This is a genomic window from uncultured Microbulbifer sp. (genome assembly GCF_947498635.1).
GTDB lineage: Bacteria > Pseudomonadota > Gammaproteobacteria > Pseudomonadales > Cellvibrionaceae > Microbulbifer > Microbulbifer echini.
The window spans coordinates 48,680-71,268 of the sequence record NZ_CANMKV010000005.1 but is presented as its reverse complement, the minus strand read 5'-3'; the positions used below and the strand labels follow the sequence as shown (position 1 = coordinate 71,268).

22 protein-coding genes and 1 other RNA gene are annotated in these 22,589 nt (G+C 51.9%); 12 read left to right on the top strand and 11 right to left on the bottom strand.

From position 1 onward, the window contains the following. Window positions 1-67 precede the first annotated feature (67 nt). The 6 genes from Q1A69_RS03895 to Q1A69_RS03875 all read right to left on the bottom strand — a co-directional run bounded on the left by Q1A69_RS03895 (window position 68) and on the right by Q1A69_RS03875 (window position 5,358). Window positions 68-1,048: a rhomboid family intramembrane serine protease gene (locus tag Q1A69_RS03895; RefSeq protein ID WP_299581386.1), complete on the bottom strand. Its 981-nt coding sequence runs from the start codon at window positions 1,046-1,048 to the stop codon at window positions 68-70. A gap of 132 nt (window positions 1,049-1,180) precedes the next feature. Next, complete coding sequence (locus Q1A69_RS03890; RefSeq protein WP_299581383.1) at window positions 1,181-2,416, bottom strand: UbiH/UbiF/VisC/COQ6 family ubiquinone biosynthesis hydroxylase; 1,236 nt, start codon at window positions 2,414-2,416, stop codon at window positions 1,181-1,183. Between the two features lie 67 nt (window positions 2,417-2,483). After that, window positions 2,484-3,725: a 2-octaprenyl-6-methoxyphenyl hydroxylase gene (gene ubiH, locus Q1A69_RS03885; protein ID WP_299581380.1), complete on the bottom strand. Its 1,242-nt coding sequence runs from the start codon at window positions 3,723-3,725 to the stop codon at window positions 2,484-2,486. A gap of 66 nt (window positions 3,726-3,791) precedes the next feature. Beyond that, on the bottom strand, window positions 3,792-4,178 hold the full coding sequence (locus Q1A69_RS20325; RefSeq protein WP_366525546.1) for a M24 family metallopeptidase: 387 nt from the start codon (window positions 4,176-4,178) through the stop codon (window positions 3,792-3,794). Window positions 4,179-4,225: 47 nt separating this feature from the next. Further along, window positions 4,226-4,771: an aminopeptidase P N-terminal domain-containing protein gene (locus Q1A69_RS20320; protein WP_366525545.1), complete on the bottom strand. Its 546-nt coding sequence runs from the start codon at window positions 4,769-4,771 to the stop codon at window positions 4,226-4,228. Between the two features lie 32 nt (window positions 4,772-4,803). Further along, a complete protein-coding gene (locus Q1A69_RS03875; RefSeq protein WP_299581377.1) occupies window positions 4,804-5,358 on the bottom strand; it encodes a UPF0149 family protein in 555 nt (184 codons plus the stop codon). Between the two features lie 115 nt (window positions 5,359-5,473). Here Q1A69_RS03875 and Q1A69_RS03870 point away from each other — a divergent pair, with 115 nt between their 5' ends. From Q1A69_RS03870 to Q1A69_RS03855, 4 genes are all read left to right on the top strand, one after another. Beyond that, the gene (locus tag Q1A69_RS03870) at window positions 5,474-5,767 is read left to right on the top strand and encodes a TIGR02449 family protein (RefSeq protein ID WP_299581375.1); all 294 of its coding nucleotides are present in this window, start codon (window positions 5,474-5,476) and stop codon (window positions 5,765-5,767) included. Beyond that, a complete protein-coding gene (locus Q1A69_RS03865) occupies window positions 5,767-6,096 on the top strand; it encodes a cell division protein ZapA (RefSeq protein ID WP_299581373.1) in 330 nt (109 codons plus the stop codon). The genes Q1A69_RS03870 and Q1A69_RS03865 overlap by 1 nt, the downstream gene beginning before the upstream one ends. Window positions 6,097-6,171: 75 nt before the next feature. Next, window positions 6,172-6,352: non-coding RNA, 6S RNA (gene ssrS / locus Q1A69_RS03860), on the top strand. A gap of 26 nt (window positions 6,353-6,378) precedes the next feature. Beyond that, a complete protein-coding gene (locus Q1A69_RS03855; RefSeq protein ID WP_299581370.1) occupies window positions 6,379-6,957 on the top strand; it encodes a 5-formyltetrahydrofolate cyclo-ligase in 579 nt (192 codons plus the stop codon). Window positions 6,958-7,069: 112 nt separating this feature from the next. Here the strand turns inward: Q1A69_RS03855 and Q1A69_RS03850 are convergent, their stop codons facing one another. Then, window positions 7,070-7,207 (bottom strand): hypothetical protein, encoded by a 138-nt coding sequence (locus Q1A69_RS03850; RefSeq protein ID WP_299581368.1) that lies wholly within the window; start codon window positions 7,205-7,207, stop codon window positions 7,070-7,072. A gap of 245 nt (window positions 7,208-7,452) precedes the next feature. After that, window positions 7,453-8,967 carry a threonine ammonia-lyase, biosynthetic gene (gene ilvA / locus Q1A69_RS03845; RefSeq protein WP_299581366.1) on the bottom strand — a complete coding sequence of 505 codons (1,515 nt, stop codon included), beginning with the start codon at window positions 8,965-8,967 and terminating at the stop codon, window positions 7,453-7,455. Window positions 8,968-9,181: 214 nt separating this feature from the next. Here ilvA and rpiA point away from each other — a divergent pair, with 214 nt between their 5' ends. From rpiA to Q1A69_RS03830, 3 genes are all read left to right on the top strand, one after another. Further along, window positions 9,182-9,853, top strand: a complete 672-nt coding sequence (rpiA, locus tag Q1A69_RS03840) for a ribose-5-phosphate isomerase RpiA (RefSeq protein WP_299581364.1) — start codon at window positions 9,182-9,184, stop codon at window positions 9,851-9,853. Window positions 9,854-9,868: 15 nt separating this feature from the next. Further along, on the top strand, window positions 9,869-10,492 hold the full coding sequence (locus tag Q1A69_RS03835; RefSeq protein ID WP_299581362.1) for a transglycosylase SLT domain-containing protein: 624 nt from the start codon (window positions 9,869-9,871) through the stop codon (window positions 10,490-10,492). Between the two features lie 209 nt (window positions 10,493-10,701). Further along, entirely contained in the window at window positions 10,702-11,082 is a 381-nt protein-coding gene (locus tag Q1A69_RS03830) for a DUF4168 domain-containing protein (RefSeq protein ID WP_299581360.1), read from the top strand. A gap of 180 nt (window positions 11,083-11,262) precedes the next feature. Here Q1A69_RS03830 and Q1A69_RS03825 read toward each other — a convergent pair whose 3' ends face one another. After that, the gene (locus tag Q1A69_RS03825; RefSeq protein ID WP_299581358.1) at window positions 11,263-11,577 is read right to left on the bottom strand and encodes a helix-turn-helix domain-containing protein; all 315 of its coding nucleotides are present in this window, start codon (window positions 11,575-11,577) and stop codon (window positions 11,263-11,265) included. Window positions 11,578-12,105: 528 nt separating this feature from the next. Here Q1A69_RS03825 and Q1A69_RS03820 point away from each other — a divergent pair. Then, window positions 12,106-13,143, top strand: a complete 1,038-nt coding sequence (locus Q1A69_RS03820; RefSeq protein ID WP_299581355.1) for an AraC family transcriptional regulator — start codon at window positions 12,106-12,108, stop codon at window positions 13,141-13,143. Between the two features lie 109 nt (window positions 13,144-13,252). On the opposite strand, the gene Q1A69_RS03815 is transcribed toward Q1A69_RS03820, so the two are convergent. Continuing rightward, a complete protein-coding gene (locus Q1A69_RS03815) occupies window positions 13,253-14,494 on the bottom strand; it encodes an OmpA family protein (protein ID WP_299581352.1) in 1,242 nt (413 codons plus the stop codon). A 370-nt stretch (window positions 14,495-14,864) separates the two neighbouring features. Here Q1A69_RS03815 and Q1A69_RS03810 point away from each other — a divergent pair, with 370 nt between their 5' ends. The 4 genes from Q1A69_RS03810 to Q1A69_RS03795 all read left to right on the top strand — a co-directional run bounded on the left by Q1A69_RS03810 (window position 14,865) and on the right by Q1A69_RS03795 (window position 20,925). Next, complete coding sequence (locus Q1A69_RS03810) at window positions 14,865-16,073, top strand: acetyl-CoA C-acetyltransferase (RefSeq protein ID WP_299581349.1); 1,209 nt, start codon at window positions 14,865-14,867, stop codon at window positions 16,071-16,073. 10 nt (window positions 16,074-16,083) lie between these two features. Then, entirely contained in the window at window positions 16,084-18,240 is a 2,157-nt protein-coding gene (locus Q1A69_RS03805) for a 3-hydroxyacyl-CoA dehydrogenase NAD-binding domain-containing protein (RefSeq protein WP_299581346.1), read from the top strand. A gap of 190 nt (window positions 18,241-18,430) precedes the next feature. Next, entirely contained in the window at window positions 18,431-19,579 is a 1,149-nt protein-coding gene (locus tag Q1A69_RS03800; protein ID WP_299581343.1) for an acyl-CoA dehydrogenase family protein, read from the top strand. Window positions 19,580-19,731: 152 nt separating this feature from the next. Beyond that, complete coding sequence (locus Q1A69_RS03795; RefSeq protein WP_299581340.1) at window positions 19,732-20,925, top strand: CaiB/BaiF CoA-transferase family protein; 1,194 nt, start codon at window positions 19,732-19,734, stop codon at window positions 20,923-20,925. Between the two features lie 580 nt (window positions 20,926-21,505). Here the strand turns inward: Q1A69_RS03795 and Q1A69_RS03790 are convergent. After that, window positions 21,506-22,051, bottom strand: coding sequence for a hypothetical protein (locus tag Q1A69_RS03790; RefSeq protein WP_299581337.1), 546 nt, complete (start codon window positions 22,049-22,051; stop codon window positions 21,506-21,508). Between the last annotated feature and the right edge of the window lie 538 nt (window positions 22,052-22,589).

The following is a 22,589-nucleotide window of genomic DNA, read 5'->3' as shown; positions in this document are numbered from 1 at the left end:
CGGAATTCTAATAATGCCCAGGTTTGTCATTGGCTATTGCTTGCTACCCTTGCACAGCTTGGATTGTCTACGACGGAACAAACCTGCGTGCCCCACTCAATGCACAGTACACCAGGGCAATGAACAGGCCGCTGAGAAGGCCACCGATATGGGCGGCATTGGCAACACCCACCCCAGTCAATAAAGTCATAATGCCCAGGGCGCACAGTAGCAACCATACCAGGGCCACTGTGAGGATACCTGTGGGTATATCGCGCCACTGGGGCTGAAAACGCTGCACAACCAGGGCGAATCCTACCAGGGCATAAACAACACCGGACATACCGCCAAAAAGCACCCGGGGCTCCCAACAATACTGGGCCAGATTAGAGGCAACAGCACCGAACAACACCAGCGCTACAAAAAGAAAACTACCCCCACGGGCCTCAATGGGCCTGCCGAGAATCCAGATACCCAGAGCATTGAACAAGGCGTGAGGCAGGGAGAAGTGCACAATGGCCGGGGTAAATAATCGCCACCACTGCCCCTGTTGTATATGCCAAGCCAAAGAGGACTGCGAAAACGGCGTTTGAGAAAAAAGCGCACCGCTGCTCCGATCGGGATAAATCAGCAGGCCACTGCTTAAATTATTTATTTGCAAAAACCACCCTAAAAAACACAGGGCGATCAACAAAAGGCTGATCGGTGTTTTATCCAGGGGAAAAGTCGGCAGCACAAAGGCTGAAGCTTTGGGCTGCCCATCCGACATAGCGCCCTCAGGCCCCTGCTGGGTTTCAATCGTTGCGTTTGTGGTTTGCGGCCCTTCACTTGTGGGCTCACCATTCTCCACACGCTGCATTTGTACGCGATCGAGATCTAGCTCACCTGAATCCCAACGCTGTAGCAGCGGCTTCAGCATATCGGCTAAGCCTGCATCAGGACTGAGCAATAATTGCTGGTTTTTTTCCTCGGTAATACGCAGGGGCAATTGGTAGCGATGAATAAATCGCGCCAGCGCACTGAGATCTTTAGAGGAGGGGAAAGAATAAACGGTAATCCACTGGCTCAATTCAGAAAACCTTTTTTGCCGACCTGCCAACGAACATCATATTCCAGCAGATTTTATTTCTATACCCAGCGGCCAACTTGAAGCTTTTAAGTTAGCCGCTGGGGAAAATACAGATTGAATAGCAAGCCCGCACTAAACCGCCATAGCCCGCATAATGATCCGTTTCTTTAACATGGGGCTGGCATCTACCATACTCAAGCCGGTATTGCGCAGCCAGCGCCAGTGGAGGTCGCCGGCTCCAAACAGGGACTTGAAAGCGCTCATTGCCTTGAGTGTAGTGGCATTATCGCCACGGCGACGACGCTCATAGCGCGCCAATACCGAGGCGTGCGCCGGCTCCAGGCCGCGAGACAGGGCGCGATCTATTTCATCCGCGAGCACACGAACGTCCTGAAAGCCCAAGTTCACACCCTGTCCCGCCAGTGGGTGAATACTGTGGGCTGCATCCCCGACCAAAACCGCACCGGGGCCGTGGTAGCGCTCCGCGTGGCGCGCGCGCAGGGGGAAGGAAAAGCGTTCACTGACAGATTCCAGCTTGCCCAGCCGGCTCTCGAATGCCTTCTCAAGATTCAGGGCAAAAGCCTGGTCATCCAACATCATCAATTCGCGCGCGAGCGGATCATCTGCCGACCACACCACCGCACAGTGGTTATCATCGCCCAGTCCGGCCAGAGGTAGAAAGGCCAGAGGGCCACTCTGCAGAAAACGCTGCCATGCGGTGTGCCGGTGGGACCTCTCAGAGCGCGCGACACAGACCAGTGCTGTCTGATGGTAATCCGTATCCTGGCAGCGGATGCGCAGCAGGTCACGCACCTTAGAGCGGGCGCCATCTGCACCGATTAGCAGGCGTGTACGTACTATTTCGGCCTGCTCCCGCAATCCCTCGACCCCATCGGACTGTTCGCCCCGCGGCTGCAGGTGCCAGAGGCCGCAGTCGCGCCACCAGCTCTCCAGACGGAAGCCATTCACCAACTCCACATTGGGCAGAGCCTCGAGTCTCGCACGCAGGGCGGCGATAATAATACTGTTCTCAACAATATGCCCCAGATTGGGCAGCTGCACATCGCGACTGTTAAAACGTACAGAACCGGTGCCATCCGCATCCCATACACGCATTTCCACATAAGGGCAGGCACGCTGCGTGGAAATTTCCTCCCAGACCCCGATCTCATCGAGCAGCGCGCGGGAGGCATGGGTAAGGGCTACAACCCGCGGCTCGTAGTCCTCAGATTGTTGCGGTGCGGTCTCAGTAGAGGCCTCCAACAGGGCCACGCGCATCCCCGGGTGACGCACAGCGAGCAGCGCGGCCTGGGCCATACCCACCATCCCCGCACCGACAATGGCAAAGTCCAAACGGTGTCTATTCATATCTAGCCAATTCCACTGTTTTACCGAATGATGTGCCGAGTATTGTGCCGTGCTGTGCAGAGCACCGTTAGAGCCCAAATCCCGCCGCCTGGCCAATAAACTGCTGCCGCAGCGGAGGTATCAGTGTAAGACCAAGCAACCCCATTTGGCGCACCACTTGTTGAAAAGGATTCCCCGAGGAGAACAGCGCCGGAATACGGTCGCTGAAACCCACGGTTAATCGCTGATCGCGCCGGCGGTTTTCACCATAGGCGGCGAGGCATTCCAGCTGTCCCACAGCGCCCTGCTGCAACCGCGGCTGTGCCAGCGCCTGTGCCAGGGCATAGCAATCCCGCACGGTCAGATTAAATCCCTGCCCGGCCACTGGATGCAGAAAATGCGCACAATTACCGAGTAACACCACGTTGCGCCGCCACTGTTCCCGGGCCAAAGACAGGCTGAGCGGATAACCCTGCAGGGCACCCGCTTTGATAAACCGGCCGGCGCGCCAACCAAATTGCTTTTGTAAGCGCTGCAAACGCGCATCTTCCGAAAGCACACAGATACCCTCAGCCTCCTTCTCCGCGCAGGCCCAAACCAGAGCCGCGCGGTGAATACCCTCGCGCCTTGGCAATGGCAGCAATGCCATAGGACCGGAAGGGGTAAAACGCTCAAAGGCGACGCCTTCGTGGTCCCGTTGTAGAGCAACAGTAGTGACCAGCGCCCTCTGTTGGTACTTTACCGTGTCAATTTCCATTCCCAACTGCCTGCACAGGGGGGAATCGACGCCATCGGCGACTACCAACAACGCGCAACCCAGTACGTTCTCAGGACCACCTTCAGCGGCGTTCCAGTGCAAATTCGCGCCGCCATTATCCATATGCACCCCTGTCACCCGAGCCGGCGCCAAAAGCTCGACCGGCGTCTCTGCCAGCGCCTTATGCAGAATGGGCCCCAGTGCCGCATTTTCGATAACTGCCCCCAGCATCCCCTCAAAACTGGCCTGTTCCTGTTCACTGGCAGATAGTGCTGCACCGAAAGCGTGGCCCCGATCACTGACCTGAACGCGCTTGATTGGCGCGCAGTACTCACGCAGGGCGGGCCACAGCCCCAGCTGTCTGAACAGTTGTAGGCTGCCGGCGGCAATTGCGGTGGCACGGGTATCGAAGCTGGGCAGCTCAACACTGGCAGCGGCATCGGGCAAAGCCCTCTGCTCCAGTAGCCGAACACTGAGATGTGGACAAAAATGCGCCAGCATCAGTGCCAAACTGGCGCCCGCCATACCGCCACCGACAATAGCCACATCCACCCGCTGTTGCGGCTCACTCATTGCAGTCTCCCCCGGCCCGGCGACCGGAAAGAGTCCGGGAGCGGGGCCACTAAATCTCAAATTAAACTAGCGGGTCAGAAAATCCCGGCCGTGACGCATGGTGTACTCGATATCGCGCACGACTTTCGGTGCGCCATCGGACAGAACGGATGCCCCTTGCTCGGTCAGGGCAACATCGTCCTCTATGCGAATTCCCATACCGCGAAACTCTATGGGTATTTGCTCATCGTTCGCGGGTATATAGATGCCGGGCTCGACGATCATCACCATCCTCGGTTCCAGTTGGCGCCAGGCACCCTGGACCCGATAATCGCCCACAACGTGAACATCCATCCCCAGCCAATGGCCAACCCGATGCCTATAAAAGGGCTGGTAGGCACCGCAGTCCAACAAGTTGCGCAGATTATCGCGCAACAGTCCCAGATCCAATAACCCGCGGGTGATCACTTCCACGCTGGCAGTATGCGGATCGTTTCAGTGATTGCCCACGCGCACCCGCTCTATCGCCGCTCGCTGCGCCGCCAGGTCAACTTCATAAAGTGCCTTTGGCGCAATTCCCATAGTTGGTAATCCAGGTCCACCATTTCCGGGGACCTCTTATTGCCAGGAGCTTCCTCTATGGCTTGCCGATGAGCCCGCAGGCGCCGATCCAGATGTGCATAACGCCCCATAGGAAAATAAACGCGCTCACGCCCTCCCAATAATCCGGGCAGATTATCGTCGAGGTCACTGATAGGGAACGCATCGGACAGGCCAAACTGGCTCAGGGCTCGCTCGGGACCCAGACGTGGCCCCTCCCAACACTCTTTTTCTCTTTCTCGCTCACGACAAAACAGCAGAGTCTCACCCTGGCTGCGACCGAGCAATAAGACCAGTAGGGCCTCAGGCTCGGGAAAACCGGTCAAATAGAGAAAGTCACTATCCTGGCGACAAGGAAAGTAGGTATCACGGGAGCGCAACTGCTCAGTGGCCGAAGCAATAATCGCGATGCTGTTAGGGGCCAGTTCTGCCAGTAATTGGGTGCGACGACGTGCGTACTCCACCATACCAACCCCCGTATATTTTTCGCCAGAGGACATCAGTGGACGGTTGGGCCGCCGCTAGCTTTATTTCCACGCACCTCGGTAAAAATATTGAGCACCGCAACCCGCACATACTCTTGTAGCTCAATCAGCTGCTGCTCCGCTTCTTCGCTAGCATCAACGTGGTCGGCATCCACCTGTGCAATTGCGCCAATATCTTTTAGCGCCTCCTCACTGGTGGGTAGCAGCTTCACTTTAGCGCCACCGATGCCGAATCCATGTAGAAAACCCGCACACCAATGCCCGAGAGCGAGGGTGCGCGAAACGATGTCTTCATCGTCACAGAGCACTAACTGAAAAGAAAAATCTGAGCCTCCCAATTGCTTGCCGCTCTCCTCCGCTAACTGCAACAAATCCCGGTCCAAATCGGCAGGCACAGCCTCCACATCGAGCAGGGCCGCCAACTCACTCTGCCAGCGTTTTTTATCCGGCTCGGCTCCGGCGGCCAAAATTCCACAGGTAAAGCCGTGTAACTCGCTGGGGTCCACCTGGCCACCCGCGGAGAGAATGGCATTGGCAAGTTGCTCAAATCGGTTGTTTTCTGAAGTCATGTTTACCGCACAGTTTTCTAGATCGGGATATATTCAAGCGCCGCTGTGACAGCGGCAAGTGTGAGAACTGGGGGTCCTCAAGGCAATTTTGTGATTGCCCGCGCAGGTGGAGCGATTGACCCACCATTTCGCCGGCAATATAGTAGCGGAATCCCTCGCAGTCTGTCGTGTTGCGAACCCAGACGTAGACTCAAACGCAGGAAATATGGATAAGCTGCAAGCGTTAGAAAGCACCGTAGATTCACTGATTGCCCGCTGCCAACAGCTGGCCGATGACAATCGTGAATTGCGCCGGCAGGAAGCCGACTGGCTGCGTGAACGCCAGCGCTTAATAAAAAATAATGAGGCCGCCCGCTCGCGGGTTGAAGCCATGATCAATCGTCTCAAAGGGCTAACGCAAGAATCCTGATGGCTGACTCTGCATTAACTTCTGAAACCGTCACTGTTTCCATTCTCGGCAAAGAGTACCGCGTTGCCTGTGCAGACAGCGAGCGCGCCGGACTCCTCGCTTCCGCCCAACTATTAAATGAGCGCATGTCTAGAATCCGCACCGCGGGGACTGTCATTGGCGCAGAGCGCGTCGCCGTCATGGCCGCCCTAAATATTGCCCATGAGCTCATTCAGGCAAAAGCAGAATTAAGCAGTATCCCGCTGCAAAAGGAAATTTTAGATCGCCTGCAAGACAAGGTTCACAATGTATTGGGGGAAACAGACCCGGAGAGTGAACCTCAGTCATAACTCAATGTGGGCGGCGCGACCAAAACATCTGAATTTCCGGTTAACAGCCCCCCTTTTGACAAGTTATAATTGGTACATACCCTGGGGTGTTGGCCAGCAGACTATGTCCTTGAGCCGATAATCTTACCCCGGTGGTTTCCAGCGGGTGCTGGTGTGCAGGTCCGCCATGCAGCGGAAAGCCTTATGTACTCCGGAGACCGCCACCTTGAACCTTACGGTTCAAGGCTCCGTCTACAGCCGCACTCTCGGGGTTTCCAATTCTATTCCAGTATTTCCCTACCCATGAACGAAAATAAAACCCAGCTGCGCCGGCGCTTGCGCGCTGAGCGGCGGGCACTCAGCGCCTATCAACAGCGTTTACACGGCCGCGCGGCCATTACGCTGTTAGGCCGAATTCCACAAATGAAGCGCGCCGGTCATATTGGTATTTACTGGCCTATGGATGGCGAACTGGATGTTCGCTCCCTTTTGCGGCGCTTTCCCGAGAAACAATTCTATTTGCCGGTATTACCGGAGGAGCCGCATCCCCATCTGGGCTTTAAATACTGGAATGGCGCTCCCCTACCTTTTCGCAACCGCTTTCATATTCCAGAGCCAGTGCGAAGCCCCAGTCGCGCAGCGGGTTTATTGGACTTGGTCCTGGTTCCCCTGGTCGCCTTCGACCCTACGGGGGCCCGCCTCGGCATGGGAGCGGGCTTCTACGATCGCACTTTTGAACACAAGCAGCTGTTGCCGGGGAGCGGCCCGCAATTAATTGGCGTCGCCCATCAGTTGCAATGTGTCCAGCACCTGCCCACGGATAACTGGGATATTCCTCTCGATACAGTGGTGACCGAGCAGCGTATCTATCGCTGCCGCTAATTCGACTTAAGCAACGGGTTTCACCGTGAACCGCTCAACAAAAAAGGCCGGACACCCTAGGGTATCCGGCCTTTTTTGTTTGTGCTTGGGCAGAGCGCCCCCCGGCCATGGCCTAACGGGTAACCACTCCCTGTTGCAAAGCAGCCGGCGGCTCCTGTTCCGAGGCAAACACCTCGGTCAAACCACTAGTGCTCAGCAGAACGCCCGCGACAAAGACAACCACAGCGATTGTCAGCGCATCGGCTTTCATTGGGACCATCCTGTACGATCTATTTTTTTGTTATGTGCGTTTCACTTCGCATATGACCGGTGCCATAGTAAAAGTTCCACGACCAAAGAAGATACTTAACAATCGAGGGAATAGTAACTGTTTGTTGAATATTTTCTGCGTTTTTTGTCGCATTATTGCGCAGGGTGGTTCGACATAATCAAAATTGTGGTCTATGTAGCAAAAATTTATTGAGATAAATTACTCTAACCTTTTCTTCTTAAGGTTTAGTTGGCCAGGAAAAATCGATAAGCCGGATTTTTAGTTTCATCCCAATAGGGAAATTGCAGTCTCTCGAGTAAATCCAGTAATTTCGCACGCGCTGAAGGCGCCACCTGCAGGCCCACCAAGACCCGCCCATAGGCGGCACCGTGGTTGCGGTAGTGGAATAGTGTGATATTCCAGCGCCCCGCCAAGTGCTCAAGAAATTTCCGCAATGCGCCAGGGCGCTCGGGAAACTCAAAGCGATAGACCACCTCATCGCGCAACCCTGGAACCCGCCCTCCCACTAAATGGCGGATATGTAGTTTTGCCATTTCGTTATCGGTGAGGTCGGTGACGCTATAACCGTTCCCTTCAAGCCTCTCAACCAACTGACTCCGGTCGCTGTCGGCGGATACCTGTACACCAACAAAAATATGTGCCTCCCCCTCCCCGGCGTAACGATAGTTAAATTCGGTAATGGCCCGATCCCCCAGATCTCGACAAAAACGCAGATAGCTGCCCGGACGCTCCTCAATGCGCACCGCCAATACTGCCTCGCGTTTTTCGCCAATTTCGGTGCGTTCGCTGATATAACGCAGCCGATCGAAATTAATATTGGCACCGCTACAAACAGTGGCGAGGGCTTCGTTGCGACTGCCGCTCTGCTCAGCGTACTTTTTCAATCCCGCCAGACCTACGGCCCCAGCCGGCTCGGCAATGGAGCGAGTGTCCTCAAAAATATCCTTGATCGCCGCACAGATTTCATCGGTGCTCACGGTGATCACACCATCTACAGTTTCACGCAAGATGCGGAAGGTCTCTTCACCAATTTGTGCCACCGCGACGCCATCGGCAAATAACCCCACTTGAGCCAAGCGGACACGCGCATCACTCTCCAGAGCGGCCTTAAGACAGGCCGCTTCCTCCGGCTCTACGGCATAGACCCGAGTCTCCGGACGCACATATTTGATATAAGCGGCCATACCTGCAGCGAGCCCGCCTCCACCGACAGGGATAAAAACCGCCTCAAGGTTGCCGGAGTACTGACGCAGTAACTCCATCGCCACAGTGCCCTGCCCAGCTATGACATCCGGGTCGTCATAGGGGTGCACAAACACCAGATCGCGTTCCTGCATCAACTGCCTGGCCCGAAAAGTTGCCTCATCAAAGGTATCCCCATGAAGAACCACTTCGGCGCCACGCATACGCACGGCATTGACTTTGATCAGGGGAGTGGTCTTGGGCATGACAATGGTGGCACGCACCCCCAATTGCGCCGCGCCCATGGCGAGGCCCTGGGCATGGTTCCCCGCAGAGGCGGCAATCACCCCGCGCGCGCGCTGCTCCGCCGGCAATTGCAGCAGCTTGTTATAGGCACCGCGAATCTTGAAGGAAAATACCGGTTGCAGATCTTCCCGCTTGAGTAAAACCCGATTGCCGAGCCGGTGCGACAACTGGCGCATAGGCTCCAAAGGCGTCTCGGTGGCGACATCGTAAATGCGCGCGTCTAAAATGCGCTTGATATAGGATCTAGGCATGGCGTGTATCAGCTGCCGTTGCGGTTAATTTCTGTGCGCGACTCAGGCAAGCGTAGTAGCAGGAGTGGACGGTCAAGTAGCCGCCGCGCGCAACACCGGCAGGCCAGTCTAATCCCTGCCTAGCACGATTTCTATTTTTTTATATACATTGCGCTTTTTTTTATCGAAAGATAGAGATAAAGCAAAAATAATTGCACAGGAAACTATCCAGCGTATGACCCAGGATGAACTGAAGCAGGCCACCGCTCGCGCCGCCATTGACTATATCTCCCCGCGCCTGGAGGCCGATTCCATCGTCGGCGTCGGCACTGGCTCCACCGCCAATTTCTTTATCGACTACCTGGCAGAGGTGAAAGGCCAGTTTGACGGCACCGTTGCCAGCTCCGAAGCTTCCGCAGAGAGGCTCAAGGCCCACGGCATTCCCGTGTATGAGCTCAACAGCGTCGATGGCATCCAGTTTTATGTGGACGGTGCCGATGAAACCAACCCCGCACTAGAGCTGATTAAAGGCGGGGGGGCAGCCCTGACTCGTGAAAAAATTGTCGCTGCCTGTGCCGAAGAGTTCATCTGTATTGCCGATGACAGCAAGTGGGTGGATACGCTGGGGAGTTTTCCCCTGCCGGTTGAGGTAATTCCCATGGCGCGCTCGCTAGTCGCGCGCGAGCTGGTCAAACTTGGAGGGGACCCGGTCTACCGCCAAGGTGTGATTACCGATAATGGCAACGCCATTCTGGATGTCTATAACCTGAAGATTGAGCGGCCCACAGCCCTTGAAGACGCCATCAACAATATCACCGGTGTCGTCACCAACGGGATCTTCGCCAAGCGCCCGGCAGATGTATTGCTGCTCGGTACCAGCACCGGAGTGAAAACCATCACCGCTTGATGGTTCAGAGATATTATGGGAAAAAATAATAAAAAATTGTTGCTGGCACTGCTTGGTGCCATCACCCTCAGTGCGGGCTGTGCCACCAGCCCGCCCAGTAACCTCGACAATATCTGTTCTATTTTCCGTGAGAAGAAGAGCTGGTACAGGCAAGCCAAAGCCTCGGAGGACAGGTGGGGGTCACCCATAGCCACTATGATGGCAATCCTGCACCAGGAATCACGTTTTGTGCACGATGCGCGCCCACCTCGAACCAAAATACTCGGTTTTATCCCGGGTCCACGCCCTTCGGATGCCTACGGCTACGCCCAGGCGCTGCGCAGCACTTGGCGCGGATATCAACGCTCCAGCTTCAACTACGGCGCGGATCGAGATGATTTTAGCGACGCTATCGATTTTGTTGGCTGGTACAACAACACCAGCGCGCGCCGGTGCCAAATTCGCTCCAATGATAGCTACCACCTCTATTTGGCCTACCACGAAGGGCACGGCGGTTTTAACCGGCGTAGTTTTAAAAACAAGGCTTGGCTTAAAAGGGTTTCTCACAAAGTCTCAGCGCGGGCACAGCGCTACCAGCAACAGCTGAACAGCTGTGAACATTCGCTGCCAAAACGCAGGAAGTTCCTCGGTCTTTTTTAACCGCTGGCCACTGCGGATAAAAATTGTCGCAGTGGCGGGGAATCGCGCCACGATCTCTCTGAAACTGGCTACCCTGAAACTAATGTCTCAGCGTTGATCGCACCAGAGCTGTCAGCGGCCAATGGATACCGTACCAACGCCCCGGCACTGCAGTGTGGCTGGGCGTTCCCTAGAGAAGCAAAAGCGCCCCCAACTTTCAGGAGTGCCCAATGAAATCCCCTTTGAAGTATCTCGCCCTCTTCGCCCTATTACTCACTGTGCCCTTTGCTGTCGCGCAGTCTCCATCCCCACAGGCAGAGGCCCCCAAAATATCCATCAGTGAGCCCCAGCTCAAGCAGTTTGCCAATGCCTACCGCTCAATTGTTATGTTGAGCCGAGAATATGCACCCAAGCTTAAAGCGGCCGCCGATATCAAGGAGGCTGAGGCCCTAAATAAGGAGGCACAAGGCAAAATGGTCGCAGCTATTGAAAAGGCTGGATTGTCAAAAAGTAAATACCAGGAAATCGCCAGCAGTATTAAATCAAACCCCGCTCTGCTGGAAAAGGTCAATAAAATACTGCAGCAAAGCCACAGTCCAAAACCGCAATAATCCTGACAGGGCGACCTCACTAAATTCTTAGTCGGCCTGTTTACCGGGTGAATGCGGCACAGAGATGTGCCGCTGCCTGCGTTGAAATACCTCAGTTTGTTCTATCGGCACCAGCTTTATACGGGCGAAAAGCTCTTGAAAGGGGTTATTCATATAGCTTTTCTGTGAATAATGGGCCGTCTAACTCAGTGTGATCCCCAGCACCTGACATATTGTGGGCAAATTCTTTTTTACCCAGCTGCGATCAAAAGAGCCCCAATCCCGCAGTAGGTAATAGCCGTCATTGTGGCGCACACCCTCCTGGACAAATTCCACCTGAGTGCCGTGACCAGGTAACCCTTTGGCGATGATGTCCTGAACAGTACGTCGTGGCCAGCCGGTCGCTTCCTCAAGTGCAGGGTTATTGGGGCGGGGAATCTGCTCAATCAAATAAGCAATCAACATGCGTCGGCAGATTGTCGGATTCAATGGGCTTTCGACGGGCGTTGATGGCATCAGGCCACTCCTTTATTGCAGATTCTGATTTATTCTTAGCGTAAGTGACCATTCAGTCCAAATAGGTGGGTACCCCTGGACTCTGAACCCATAAATAAGCGTTCACTCTTAAGGCCACTGTATGGCTTTTAAATCCATTTATACCCCCTACGACCTGAGAAAAACATAGTTAGCTAGGCGTATAAATATACTGGCAATAAATCAATAACCCCATTTCAATAGCTTTTCGCCCGTATAAAGCTGGTGCCGATAGAACAAGCTAAGGTGTTTCACTGAGCCTGTGCCCCTCTTAAATCATATAAATTCACTAGCAGGCTGGTTTATAAGGCTAAGGGCGGCGAATTTCTGAGAAATAACACGAAGTCGTTCAGCTCCAACCCCCTGTAATTGTCCTTGTAGCCTGTCGCAATCCACTCTTTCTTACATCTACCGGGGATAAACCTGACTTTCACGCTAGCTTTGCGCATAATCCCTGCTCAGATTTAATAATTACATACAGCAAACACAATCATGTTGAGGGCTGAGACAGTGGAAAGCGAGACTCCCAAACTCCGCGAAGCGGACCCAGGTATCCTCGCCGCGGTAGTGCGCGCCCAACTGGTGGGCGCCCAGGCAGCAGGGCTGGACTGCCAACAGCTGCTTAGGGATAGCGGGATAGATCCCGCCCAGCTTGAAGACTCCGACAGCCGAGTCGGGCGCGAGCAGATGGCTAGCCTGCTGCGTCTGGAGTGGGATTTACTGAATGATGAGTCCGGAGGTTTCCTGGCTCGTCCCTGGCTGCCCGGCACCTTCGCAATGATGGGGCATGCCTGCATCAGCTGCCCAAACCTGCGCCGCGCCCTGCTCCGCTCCGCGCGCTTTATCAGCATGGTCAGTGACGACCTGCACATCAAGCTGGTGGAAGACGGCGAGGAAGCCAGACTGATTATCCACCATAGCAACGACAAACAACTGCCCAACCAGATCTTTGTGGAGTCTATCGCGGTTATCTGGTTGCGTTTTTTTAGCTGGCTGATCGATCGTACCATCCTGCTCGAGCGTGTTTTACTGGCCTTTCCACCGCCAGATTACAACGAAGATTACAGCGATATGTTCCCCTGTCGGCACTACTTCAATCAGGCCGAAACCTGTTTAGTGTTTAATACCCGCTATCTACAAATGCCTTTAGTGCGAGACGAGCAGCAGCTGGCGGACTTCCTTTCCAGAGCGCCAGAGTGTCTGCTCACCCAGTACAAATCCGATCATAGTTTTACCGGCCGTATCCGCCGCATGCTGCAGCAGCAAAACAGCATAGAAAATCTCTCCCTCGACGATGTGGCCGCTCGCCTTTACACCTCGCCACAAACACTGCGCAGGCGCCTTAAAGATGAAGGAAACAGTTGGCAGGATATCAAGGATTCAGTGCGCCGCGATATGGCGGTTTTTCAGCTAAAGCAACAGGAAACCGCAGTAGCGGAAATTGCCGAACGACTCGGCTTTTCTGAGCCTAGCGCCTTCAATCGCGCCTTTAAGAAGTGGACCGGCCTCGCCCCCGGTGCCTACCGAGAAAAATTTCGCAGCTGCTAAATAGCCCTGTTTTTTGCCGATTAATGAATCCGAAAAACTCTTTTCCTCATTAAAAAGCCCTGCCAAAAAGCAGGGCTTTTTTGATTTCCTCGGGAATGAAAAGATTGACCTACTGAGTAGTTACCACCCGTACACTAATTCGCTCATTCTGAGTTTTTTTCTGCGTATTTTGCTCAGGTTCATCTCCTGCGAGCGGCTTCGCCGATCCCATTCCAGTGGCTGTAATACGATTGGCCGCAATCCCTTTTTGTAATAGTATTTCCCGTACTACATCTGCTCGCTCCTGGGAAATTTCCTGCTCCCGGATTTCATTACCCTCGCCCTGCACATGCCCCTCAATTGCGACGGTGAGCTTGGGGTTTTCCTGCATTATTTTGGCCAGTGCACGGATATCAGCCGCATTGGGATTTAGGATTTTTGCAGTGCGCGCCTCAAACTTCACCTCCAGGGGAAATTCCTGGTTGGGATCACGATCGAAACTCTTCAGATAGTCGCTGAGGTTACTGGTGAACTTATCCGGCCCCAGCTGCGCCTGGGCATTACGATCCGTGAGAGTAGTATCGTCCCCCGATTGCGAAGGCGATTCCATAAAAGCCTGCTCCTGAGGGGTTTCGAGGGGCTGATCTGCAGGTCTCTCCTGCCTGCCCTTATCCATACACATATTTAAGGCGTAAAGGGCTACCAACACCAATAACAGCGGAAAAAACCAGCTGCTGAAACTGACGGGTTTCTTTTTTTCTCCACTTCCATGAAGCGCCTGCTCCCGCGGCTCTTGAGGCTTGGCGTGGCCATGGGTGACCAGAGAGGCTCCCAATTCATCGAAGCCCTGTACATCCAGGGCATCCAAAAGCGCATCGGGAATTTTATTGCGCAAAAACTCTCGCTGGCCAATTAAAAATGAGGCCAGATCGGAAACATCCATTTTCTGCGATTTTACCTGTGCGCCTAACAGCGCTGCGACTAGGGGAAGTACTAGTTTTAGGAGTCTCCCGCCTCCATTACCGGGCACCTCTGTGGTGGCGACTTTTGTGACCTCCTCCACCCGTGTACCAAACACCTTTTGCAGCATCTCAGTACCAACCGGCAGTGTAGATGCAAGCTTTTCCCTATTCGAAAACTTATTTGTAATATCTGTGAGGTCCGCCGCTTCACTTCCAGTGATTAAATTAAACAAATAAGCCATACCAGTCTTACTACTGGCCTTGTTCAACATGCCCGCCAGGACAAATGCGACACCTGTATCCAGTGCTGATTGACCTTTGTCTGCCGGAAGGTCGAGTTCCGAAGCCAGGGTACCAATACCCGAGGCACCCAGCTGACTCGCCGCCAGTTCCAGTAGATTCTCCGCCATAGTCAACCCTCACTGCTTATTAAACGCAAGCCGCCCCAAGGTAACGCCAGTGAAAACTCAACACAGGTAAAAAGTTTTCATTGAGGGCTTTAGCCTGTTTCAAACCTCGACCAAAAAGGCTATTGCGATCTTAATACGCACCAATCAGCCCTTTTTCTTGGCCGAAAATAAAAAATAAAGCGCCTTATTTGAGTGTACGGCAGTCCAATCATCGAGTTAGTTTGATTTGAAATAAATAAAGTTAAAAACTTAACCGAGTTATTAATTGCTGCTGACACCCGCGTCACCGTCCCTGGCGTCTTTCATCATTGCGCCAACGCCTCACACAACTATGGTTGTACCCACAAGCAATAATAAAGAGGCCATAACCGTGCCCACAGAAGCCTATATCTACGATGCAATCCGCACGCCACGCGGCAAAGGAAAACCCAGCGGCGCGCTGCATGAAGTCAAACCTATCACCCTACTTTCCGGCCTATTGCGCGAACTACAGCAACGCAGCCAGTTGGATACCGCTCAGGTCGATGATGTCGTGATGGGATGTGTGACCCCCATCGGTGAGCAGGGCGCCGATATCGCCAAAGTGGCCGCTCTTAGTGCCGGCTGGGATTGGGATATCGGTGGCGTCACTCTCAACCGTTTTTGTGCCTCTGGCGCCGAGGCCGTGAATTTAGCCGCCGCCAAGGTTCGTTCCGGGTGGGAACAACTGGTCGTGGCCGGTGGTGTGGAATCCATGTCGCGTGTTCCTATGGGTAGTGACGGCGGTGCCTGGGCTATGGACCCGCAAACGGCCATCGAAACCGGTTTTGCTCCCCAGGGTATCGGGGCAGACCTAATCGCCACCCTGGGAAGCTTCTCACGAGAAGATGTGGATAACTTCGCCCTGCACTCCCAACGCAAGGCAGCTGCGGCATGGCAGAGAAAGGCTTTCGCCAAATCCATTATCCCGGTGCGGGATCAGAACGGTCTGATGCTGCTCGACCACGATCAACTGGTGCGCCCGGAAACCTCCATGGATGGGCTGGCCAACCTCAACCCCTCTTTTGCCGCAATGGGCGACCTCTGTTTTGATAGCGTGGCAATTTCCCGTTATCCCCAGGTGGAATCCATCGACCATGTGCACACCGCCGGTAACTCCTCAGGCATAGTCGACGGTGCTGCTGCCATTCTTGTTGGCAATGAACAGGCCGGGCGGGACCTAGGCCTGACACCACGTGCACGAATCATCTCCGCTGCCGTAGTCGGGACCGATCCCACCATCATGTTGACAGGCCCTGCCCCCTCCGCACAAAAAGCCCTCAAGGCGGCTGGTCTGAGCGCCCAGGATATCGACCTGTACGAAGTCAATGAGGCCTTCGCCGCGGTGGTACTGCGCTTCCAGCATGAACTGGATATCGATCCGCAAAAAATCAATGTGAACGGTGGCGCCATTGCTATGGGTCACCCTCTCGGGGCTACGGGTGCCATGCTCATCGGGACGGTACTCGATGAATTGGAACAACGACAATTGCGTTACGGCCTGGTGACCCTGTGTGTGGGTGGCGGCATGGGCGTGGCAACCATTATCGAAAGGGTGTAGGGGAGCAAACATGAAATCTATCCGCCTGGAAACAGACAGTGACAACATCGTCCATCTGATTATGGACAATCCCAATGCCTCGGCGAATGTAATGGACCGGGATTTCAGCGACTCCCTCCAGTCCGCAATTGAGCAACTGAAGCAAAAAGATTTCTCCGGCATCATCGTGCGTTCGGCCAAAAAAACTTTCTTTGCCGGTGGTGATCTCAAATCCCTCTACGCCGCCAAAAAGACTGAAGCCAAAGCATTTTTTGCTTCCTGTGAGGCACTCAAAGCTAACTTGCGTTGGCTGGAAACCCAGGGCAAACCCGTCGTGGCAGCGATCAATGGCGCCGCACTCGGCGGCGGTTGGGAAATTGCCCTTAGCTGTCATCACCGCATTGCCTTAGAAGATCACTCAGTAAAAATTGGATTACCGGAAGTCACCCTCGGCCTGCTGCCCGGAGGCGGCGGCTGTATACGGATGCCCCGCCTGCTGGGCATTCAAAATGCGCTGCCTTTCCTCTTGGAGGGCAAGCAGGTGCGCGCTAAGCAAGCCCAAGAAAGTGGCCTAATTCAACAAACAGCCACCGATACAGAGGACCTATTGAATAAGGCCCGCACCTTTATCCAAGAAAACAGCCACGAGTCACTACAGCAACCCTGGGATAAACCCGGCTACCGTATACCCGGCGGGGATGCCAAAAACCCGAAAAATGCCCAGCTTTTGATGGTCGCACCGGCCATGCTAGAGAAAAAAACTCGCGGTTGCCTACCCGCCCCCGAGGCAATTTTGGCGACCGTGGTCGAGGGTTCCCAAGTAGATTTTGATACCGCGACTCGTATTGAGTCCCGTTATTTTGTCGACCTTGCTTGCGGTCAAGTAGCAAAAAATATGATTGGTACCTTCTGGTTTGCCCTCAACGAATTAAAAGATGGAGCCTCTCTACCCCAATCCGCGCGCCAATCGGAAACAACTCCCATTCGAAAAATCGGCATCCTCGGAGCTGGAATGATGGGCTCGGCAATTGCCTATGCCTGTGCCAGTAAAGGTATTGAGGTGGTCCTGAAGGATATTTCCAAAGAAGCGGCACAGAATGGCAAAGGCTATGCCGAAAACGCCCTGCAAAAGCGCTTAGCCCGCGGTCGCACTGACGAAGCACGCATGCAGGCCATTTTGTCCCGCATATTCCCTACTGACAATGCTACTGACCTAAGCGGGTGTGAACTGGTCATTGAAGCTGTATTTGAGGACCGGGGGCTAAAGGCCCAAGTAACTCGCGAAGCTGAAACTCAGCTAAATAGCAGCGCGATCTTTGCATCCAATACTTCGACCCTACCGATCACCGGCCTGGCCGAAGCTTCCGAGCGACCAAATAATTATATCGGCATGCATTTTTTCTCCCCGGCAGACAAAATGCCACTAGTTGAAATTATCTGCGGTGAAGCAACCAGCGATGAAACGCTGGCACAAGCCTTCGCCTTTGTTTTGCAAATCGGTAAAACTCCCATTGTTGTCAACGACAGTCGCGGTTTCTTCACCTCAAGAGTATTTGGCTGCTATACCAATGAAGGAATAGGCATGCTAAGTGAAGGGATTAATCCAGCAACTATTGAAAATGCTGCATCCTTGGTTGGGTTCCCGGTAGGGCCTCTGGCTGTAAGCGACGAAGTATCACTTACCTTGATGGGAAGAATTCGCCAACAGACAATAAAAGACCTACAAAAAGAAGGTAAAAGCATCCCCACGCACTCGGCAGAGGCCGTTATTGATCATATGCTGGAGCTCGGCCGTTCCGGCAAGGCCGCCGGTGGAGGTTTTTATTCATACCCCGAAGAGGGGAAAAAACATCTGTGGCAGGGACTACAACAGGAGTTTCCACCGGCCAAGCAACCCCCAGTCGAGGATATCCAAGAAAGACTGCTGTTTATTATGGCGATCGAGACATTGCGTTGCTACGAAGAAAAGGTATTGCGCAGTGTACGGGAAGCCAATATAGGTTCTATTTTTGGTATTGGCTTCCCCCCTTGGACTGGTGGGGCGCTGCAGTACATTAACCAATATGGTATTGAAGCCTTTATACAGCGTGCGCAAAGGCTCACTGAAGCCTATGGCGACAGATTTTCACCGCCAGAAATTTTGATGACACTTGCCGAATCCAAACAGGACTTGAACGATATCAAATAATGTACCAAGCGACATAAAACACCAAGAACCGCTGATCACTGTGGCAAATGACCGGATTGTCAAAGTTAGACAACACACACAGCAATAGCCCAGTTACAGCGGGTTTGAAATTGCATAGCAGCTCCAAACCCCTAGGTGTTACGTGCAGGTCTACAATTCCAGATAATAAAAAATAATGATGGAGTAAAGGATGATACCGAGGACTGTTTACAACGAGGATCACGAACAATTTCGCGATACCGTACGGAAATTTCTCGAGAAAGAGGCCATCCCCTTCCACGGTCAATGGGAGAAAGATGGACAGGTAGATCGTGCCCTGTGGAATAAAGCTGGAGAAATGGGCTTTTTATGCCCTCAGATATCGGAAGCTTACGGCGGCCTGGAGCTCGACTACGGCTACAATTCTATTATCGATGAAGAAATCGCCCGAGCAGGGCTTTCGGGCATTGGCTGGGGCCTGCATTCCAACATTGCTGTACCTTATATTATTAACTACGGCACAGAAGAACAAAAAAAGAAATACCTTCCTAAGTGTATCAGCGGCGAAATTGTCACGGCCATTGCTATGACGGAACCCGGTGCCGGCTCCGACTTACAAGGCGTAAAGACAACCGCAATCAAAAAGGGCGATCATTATCTACTTAATGGCTCTAAAACATTTATCACCAATGGACAACATGCCGACCTCGTTATTGTCGTTGCAAAAACGGACCCCTCCGAAGGGGCTTCTGGTGTTAGCCTGCTATTGGTCGATGCCCAATCTGCAGGGTTTCAAAAAGGAAGTAATCTAGAAAAAATTGGGATGAAAGCCCAGGATACTTCGGAGCTTTTCTTTGATGATGTCGAAGTACCGGTAGAAAACCTCTTGGGTGCAGAGGGGCAGGGCTTTATTTATTTAATGCAGGAATTACCTCAAGAAAGACTGAGCGTTTCAATATTTGCTGTATCCAATTCCGAAGCGGCTTTACAGTGGACAATTGACTACGTACGTGAACGCAAGGCGTTTGGCAAGCCAATTGCCGCTTTTCAAAACACTCAATTCAAGTTAGCAGAAATGGATAGTGAACTCACCGCTCTTAGAGTCTTTGTGGATCGCTGCCTGGAACTGCACTACGAAAAAAAATTGGATATTGCCACTGCTGCTAAAGCCAAATTGCTCACCACTGACTTTCAGTGCAAATTGTTAGATGAGTGTGTACAGCTACACGGTGGCTTTGGATATATGTGGGAGTACCCCATTGCCCGCTCTTGGGCTGATGCCAGAGTCCAGCGTATCTATGCGGGCACCAATGAAATTATGAAACTTATTATTTCCCGCGAAATCTTGCGAGAAATCTAACTCCTGGCTGATTACCGGCAAGCAGTCTGCTTGCCGGTAACTTCCGACTGCGTAATACACCACAATTTATTTTTCGCATATTTTGGGTGTGGAACTTTATTAGGGCAGTTCTATTGCGCCATAGCACTCTTATCAATACAGACAAATAATTTATGGACGACAATAAAACCCCTCTTCAGGGGCTTAACATCTTGGACTTTACAACCCTTCTACCAGGTCCATATGCAACTATGTTATTGGCCGACATGGGCGCAGAGATTCTGCGAATTGAATCCCCAACACGCCCTGACATGTTGCGCGGCCTACCCCCGATACTGGATACTGAAAATCCAGTATCCGCTGCACACGCCACAATTAATCGCAATAAAAAATCCCTGGCGCTGGACCTAAAAACCCCTGAAGCAAAGGAAATAATTCTCCGCCTCCTAGAGAAATACGATATTGTTGTCGAGCAATTCCGTCCCGGTGTAATGGAAAAATTAGGACTCGGATACGAAATACTCCGAGCAATCCGTCCAGATATTATCTACTGCTCAATCACCGGCTATGGGCAAAACGGCCCCCTAAAGCAGAAGGCCGGCCACGATATCAATTACTTGGCTCGTTCAGGCCTGGCCAGCTACTCCGGTCGAAATAAAACTGGCCCCAGCCTCAGCGGTATGCAAATAGCCGATATAGCCGGAGGCTCCCATCACGCAGTGATGGCAATTCTCGCCGCAGTACATAAGCGCACACGAACCAATTGTGGTGTATATATCGATATCAGCATGACTGACTGCGCCTTCGCCCTGAACGCCATAAGTGGCGCTAATGCTCTGGCTGGCAGTTGTGACCCACAATTGGAAATGGAACTGCTCAATGGTGGCAGCTTTTACGATTACTATCGCACAGCAGATAATCGCTACCTGGCTGTAGGCAGCCTGGAACCACAGTTCGCCAAGGCTTTTTTTTCTGGAATAGGTCATCCAGAATGGATTAGTCGTGTACTGGAAGCCGATCAACAGGAACAATTAAAACAGGACATCACCGACACAATAGTTAAACGTAATCTTAGAGAATGGACAGATATTTTTGACGGTAGTGATGTCTGTGTGGAGCCCGTACTCAAATTCAGCGAGGCCGCCGAAAGCAAATTGATTCAAGATCGGAAAATGCTATGCTTAGCAACTACATCTCACGGAAATACCATCCGGCAAATAAATACCCCCTTTAATTTTAATGGCAAAAAAAACCAACAATATATAGCCGGAGGCCCCCTGGGTGAACACAATCAGACTATTTTACAGGCTCTCGGATACGAACCAGACGAGATTGAGCAAATTTCTTCTCAGGACATAGCTACCTGAAGCAATATTTCCATATTGAGTATAATGACAGCCCCCTTAGCGGATCCTGCTTTCATAGGAAGCCTAGCCTATCTAACAAGCTATTACCTACCGCCAATAGGCTAACGCAAAATAGCTTTTTAAAGGGGGAAACGGGAAACTTTAGAGAACAAACATAAATTAATTGGCGAAGCAAATATCTGAAAATACCAATGCAATATTGAGAACTACAGATGAGGATTAAGGGTATTACCATACAATCAACAATTTTGATAAAAATTTTCAGTTGTTTTGGCTAGGTTGATGCGATCGATAAATTTTTTAAGCAGAGCTTATCTCGCTTAACAGATTACGAGTACTCCTGGATAGTTCGACTCGTAGTAAATAGGCTCGAATCATTAAAATGGGCAAGACCACAGGGTTGAAAGTATTACATTCGAATTGAGTAAATTTACAGCTACACGTTTATATCAAACCATTTTGCTTTAACGGCCAGGTAATTGTCCAGATTTATAAAAAATCATTTGCGGACTATAAAAATTGATAGATTTCCCTAAATCCGGATCTTGCCCCCCTTTTCAAGCCAAAACTAACCATTAAATCAGTGTCTTTCCATTTTTACCGGGGAGGCGATAGACTCTAAGACTTGGTCACTTTCAAATGGAACACCAGTAGAATTGGAATATCTGGTCAGCATATTGAACCAGCTTAAAAGAAATATTGCCCGGCAAGCCCTATCATAAGATCCATAATGCTCCACAAAGGCTCGCACTGAATCCTCTGTCATTTTTGCATCATTTGTAATTTCATCACAGGCTTTGCAAAGTATCTGATACCAAGTTTCCAATGGGCTGACATCCTCAGAGAGGACTATATCTACAATTTCCTGTGGCAGCGATGCCGTCTTTTTGTGAAAATTAATTTCATACTGTGAGTTGTTGTCTTTACAAACTCTATAAAGCATAACTTCCCGATCGTCATCAGGCAGGTAATCATCACTAAACAGTGCTGAAACTACGGAATATATTTCAGGGGCAATTCCAGTTCTGGCAAGCATAACAGCAATATTTACCGGCGGAAGTCCACTCAAAAGCTCTTGGGTCTTACCATCAAAATCTTGCACCGAAGCCAACGGTATTCTATTCATACAACACCTCACCAATGACTCATCAGACAACCTAAAGGACATTAACCTAGATCATACACATTCCTTAGAGTTTAGGATGAATTCAAGATTTAGACACCCATTACCAATTCCGACTCTACCTGAGGCCATCTTCGATTCTTGGATCATTATCTATATCAGATAATGAAGGTAGTGCGCTTTTGAAAAAGCAATACTATTTATCGCACAGAAATTTATTAGGCTATTTTTATAGCCCCCTTTAAATTATTGGTTATCGGTAAATTCTCATCGACACACATTAAAAGAGCTAACTGAATATACTTCCGCAGTAATTAATAGATGATTGCATAACCCTGCCCTATCAAACTCCATGCTTACATCTATGGCTGACCACATACAGCATCAGCTTAAGATGCTGTAAGCCCCTAAATTACACCATTTCATTCCATATATTCAAAATATGTAAGTAAGGGTAATTAGAAATTTAGTACTACAGGTTTTTAAATAGGTCTTCACTTAGACCATAGACAGTTTATCCAAGGGATATCATCCCAAAATA

Bases quoted from the DNA above. Each gene is read 5' to 3' on its own strand.
- Q1A69_RS03890 (WP_299581383.1), bottom strand. From the start codon at position 2,416: ATGAATAGACACCGTTTGGACTTTGCCATTGTCGGTGCGGGGATGGTG.
- ubiH (WP_299581380.1), bottom strand. From the start codon at position 3,725: ATGAGTGAGCCGCAACAGCGGGTGGATGTGGCTATTGTCGGTGGCGGT.
- Q1A69_RS20320 (WP_366525545.1), bottom strand. From the start codon at position 4,771: ATGGTGGAGTACGCACGTCGTCGCACCCAATTACTGGCAGAACTGGCC.
- Q1A69_RS03875 (WP_299581377.1), bottom strand. From the start codon at position 5,358: ATGACTTCAGAAAACAACCGATTTGAGCAACTTGCCAATGCCATTCTC.
- Q1A69_RS03865 (WP_299581373.1), top strand. From the start codon at position 5,767: ATGGCTGACTCTGCATTAACTTCTGAAACCGTCACTGTTTCCATTCTC.
- Q1A69_RS03855 (WP_299581370.1), top strand. From the start codon at position 6,379: ATGAACGAAAATAAAACCCAGCTGCGCCGGCGCTTGCGCGCTGAGCGG.
- Q1A69_RS03850 (WP_299581368.1), bottom strand. From the start codon at position 7,207: ATGAAAGCCGATGCGCTGACAATCGCTGTGGTTGTCTTTGTCGCGGGC.
- ilvA (WP_299581366.1), bottom strand. From the start codon at position 8,967: ATGCCTAGATCCTATATCAAGCGCATTTTAGACGCGCGCATTTACGAT.
- rpiA (WP_299581364.1), top strand. From the start codon at position 9,182: ATGACCCAGGATGAACTGAAGCAGGCCACCGCTCGCGCCGCCATTGAC.
- Q1A69_RS03835 (WP_299581362.1), top strand. From the start codon at position 9,869: ATGGGAAAAAATAATAAAAAATTGTTGCTGGCACTGCTTGGTGCCATC.
- Q1A69_RS03830 (WP_299581360.1), top strand. From the start codon at position 10,702: ATGAAATCCCCTTTGAAGTATCTCGCCCTCTTCGCCCTATTACTCACT.
- Q1A69_RS03825 (WP_299581358.1), bottom strand. From the start codon at position 11,577: ATGCCATCAACGCCCGTCGAAAGCCCATTGAATCCGACAATCTGCCGA.
- Q1A69_RS03815 (WP_299581352.1), bottom strand. From the start codon at position 14,494: ATGGCGGAGAATCTACTGGAACTGGCGGCGAGTCAGCTGGGTGCCTCG.
- Q1A69_RS03805 (WP_299581346.1), top strand. From the start codon at position 16,084: ATGAAATCTATCCGCCTGGAAACAGACAGTGACAACATCGTCCATCTG.
- Q1A69_RS03800 (WP_299581343.1), top strand. From the start codon at position 18,431: ATGATACCGAGGACTGTTTACAACGAGGATCACGAACAATTTCGCGAT.
- Q1A69_RS03795 (WP_299581340.1), top strand. From the start codon at position 19,732: ATGGACGACAATAAAACCCCTCTTCAGGGGCTTAACATCTTGGACTTT.
- Q1A69_RS03790 (WP_299581337.1), bottom strand. From the start codon at position 22,051: ATGAATAGAATACCGTTGGCTTCGGTGCAAGATTTTGATGGTAAGACC.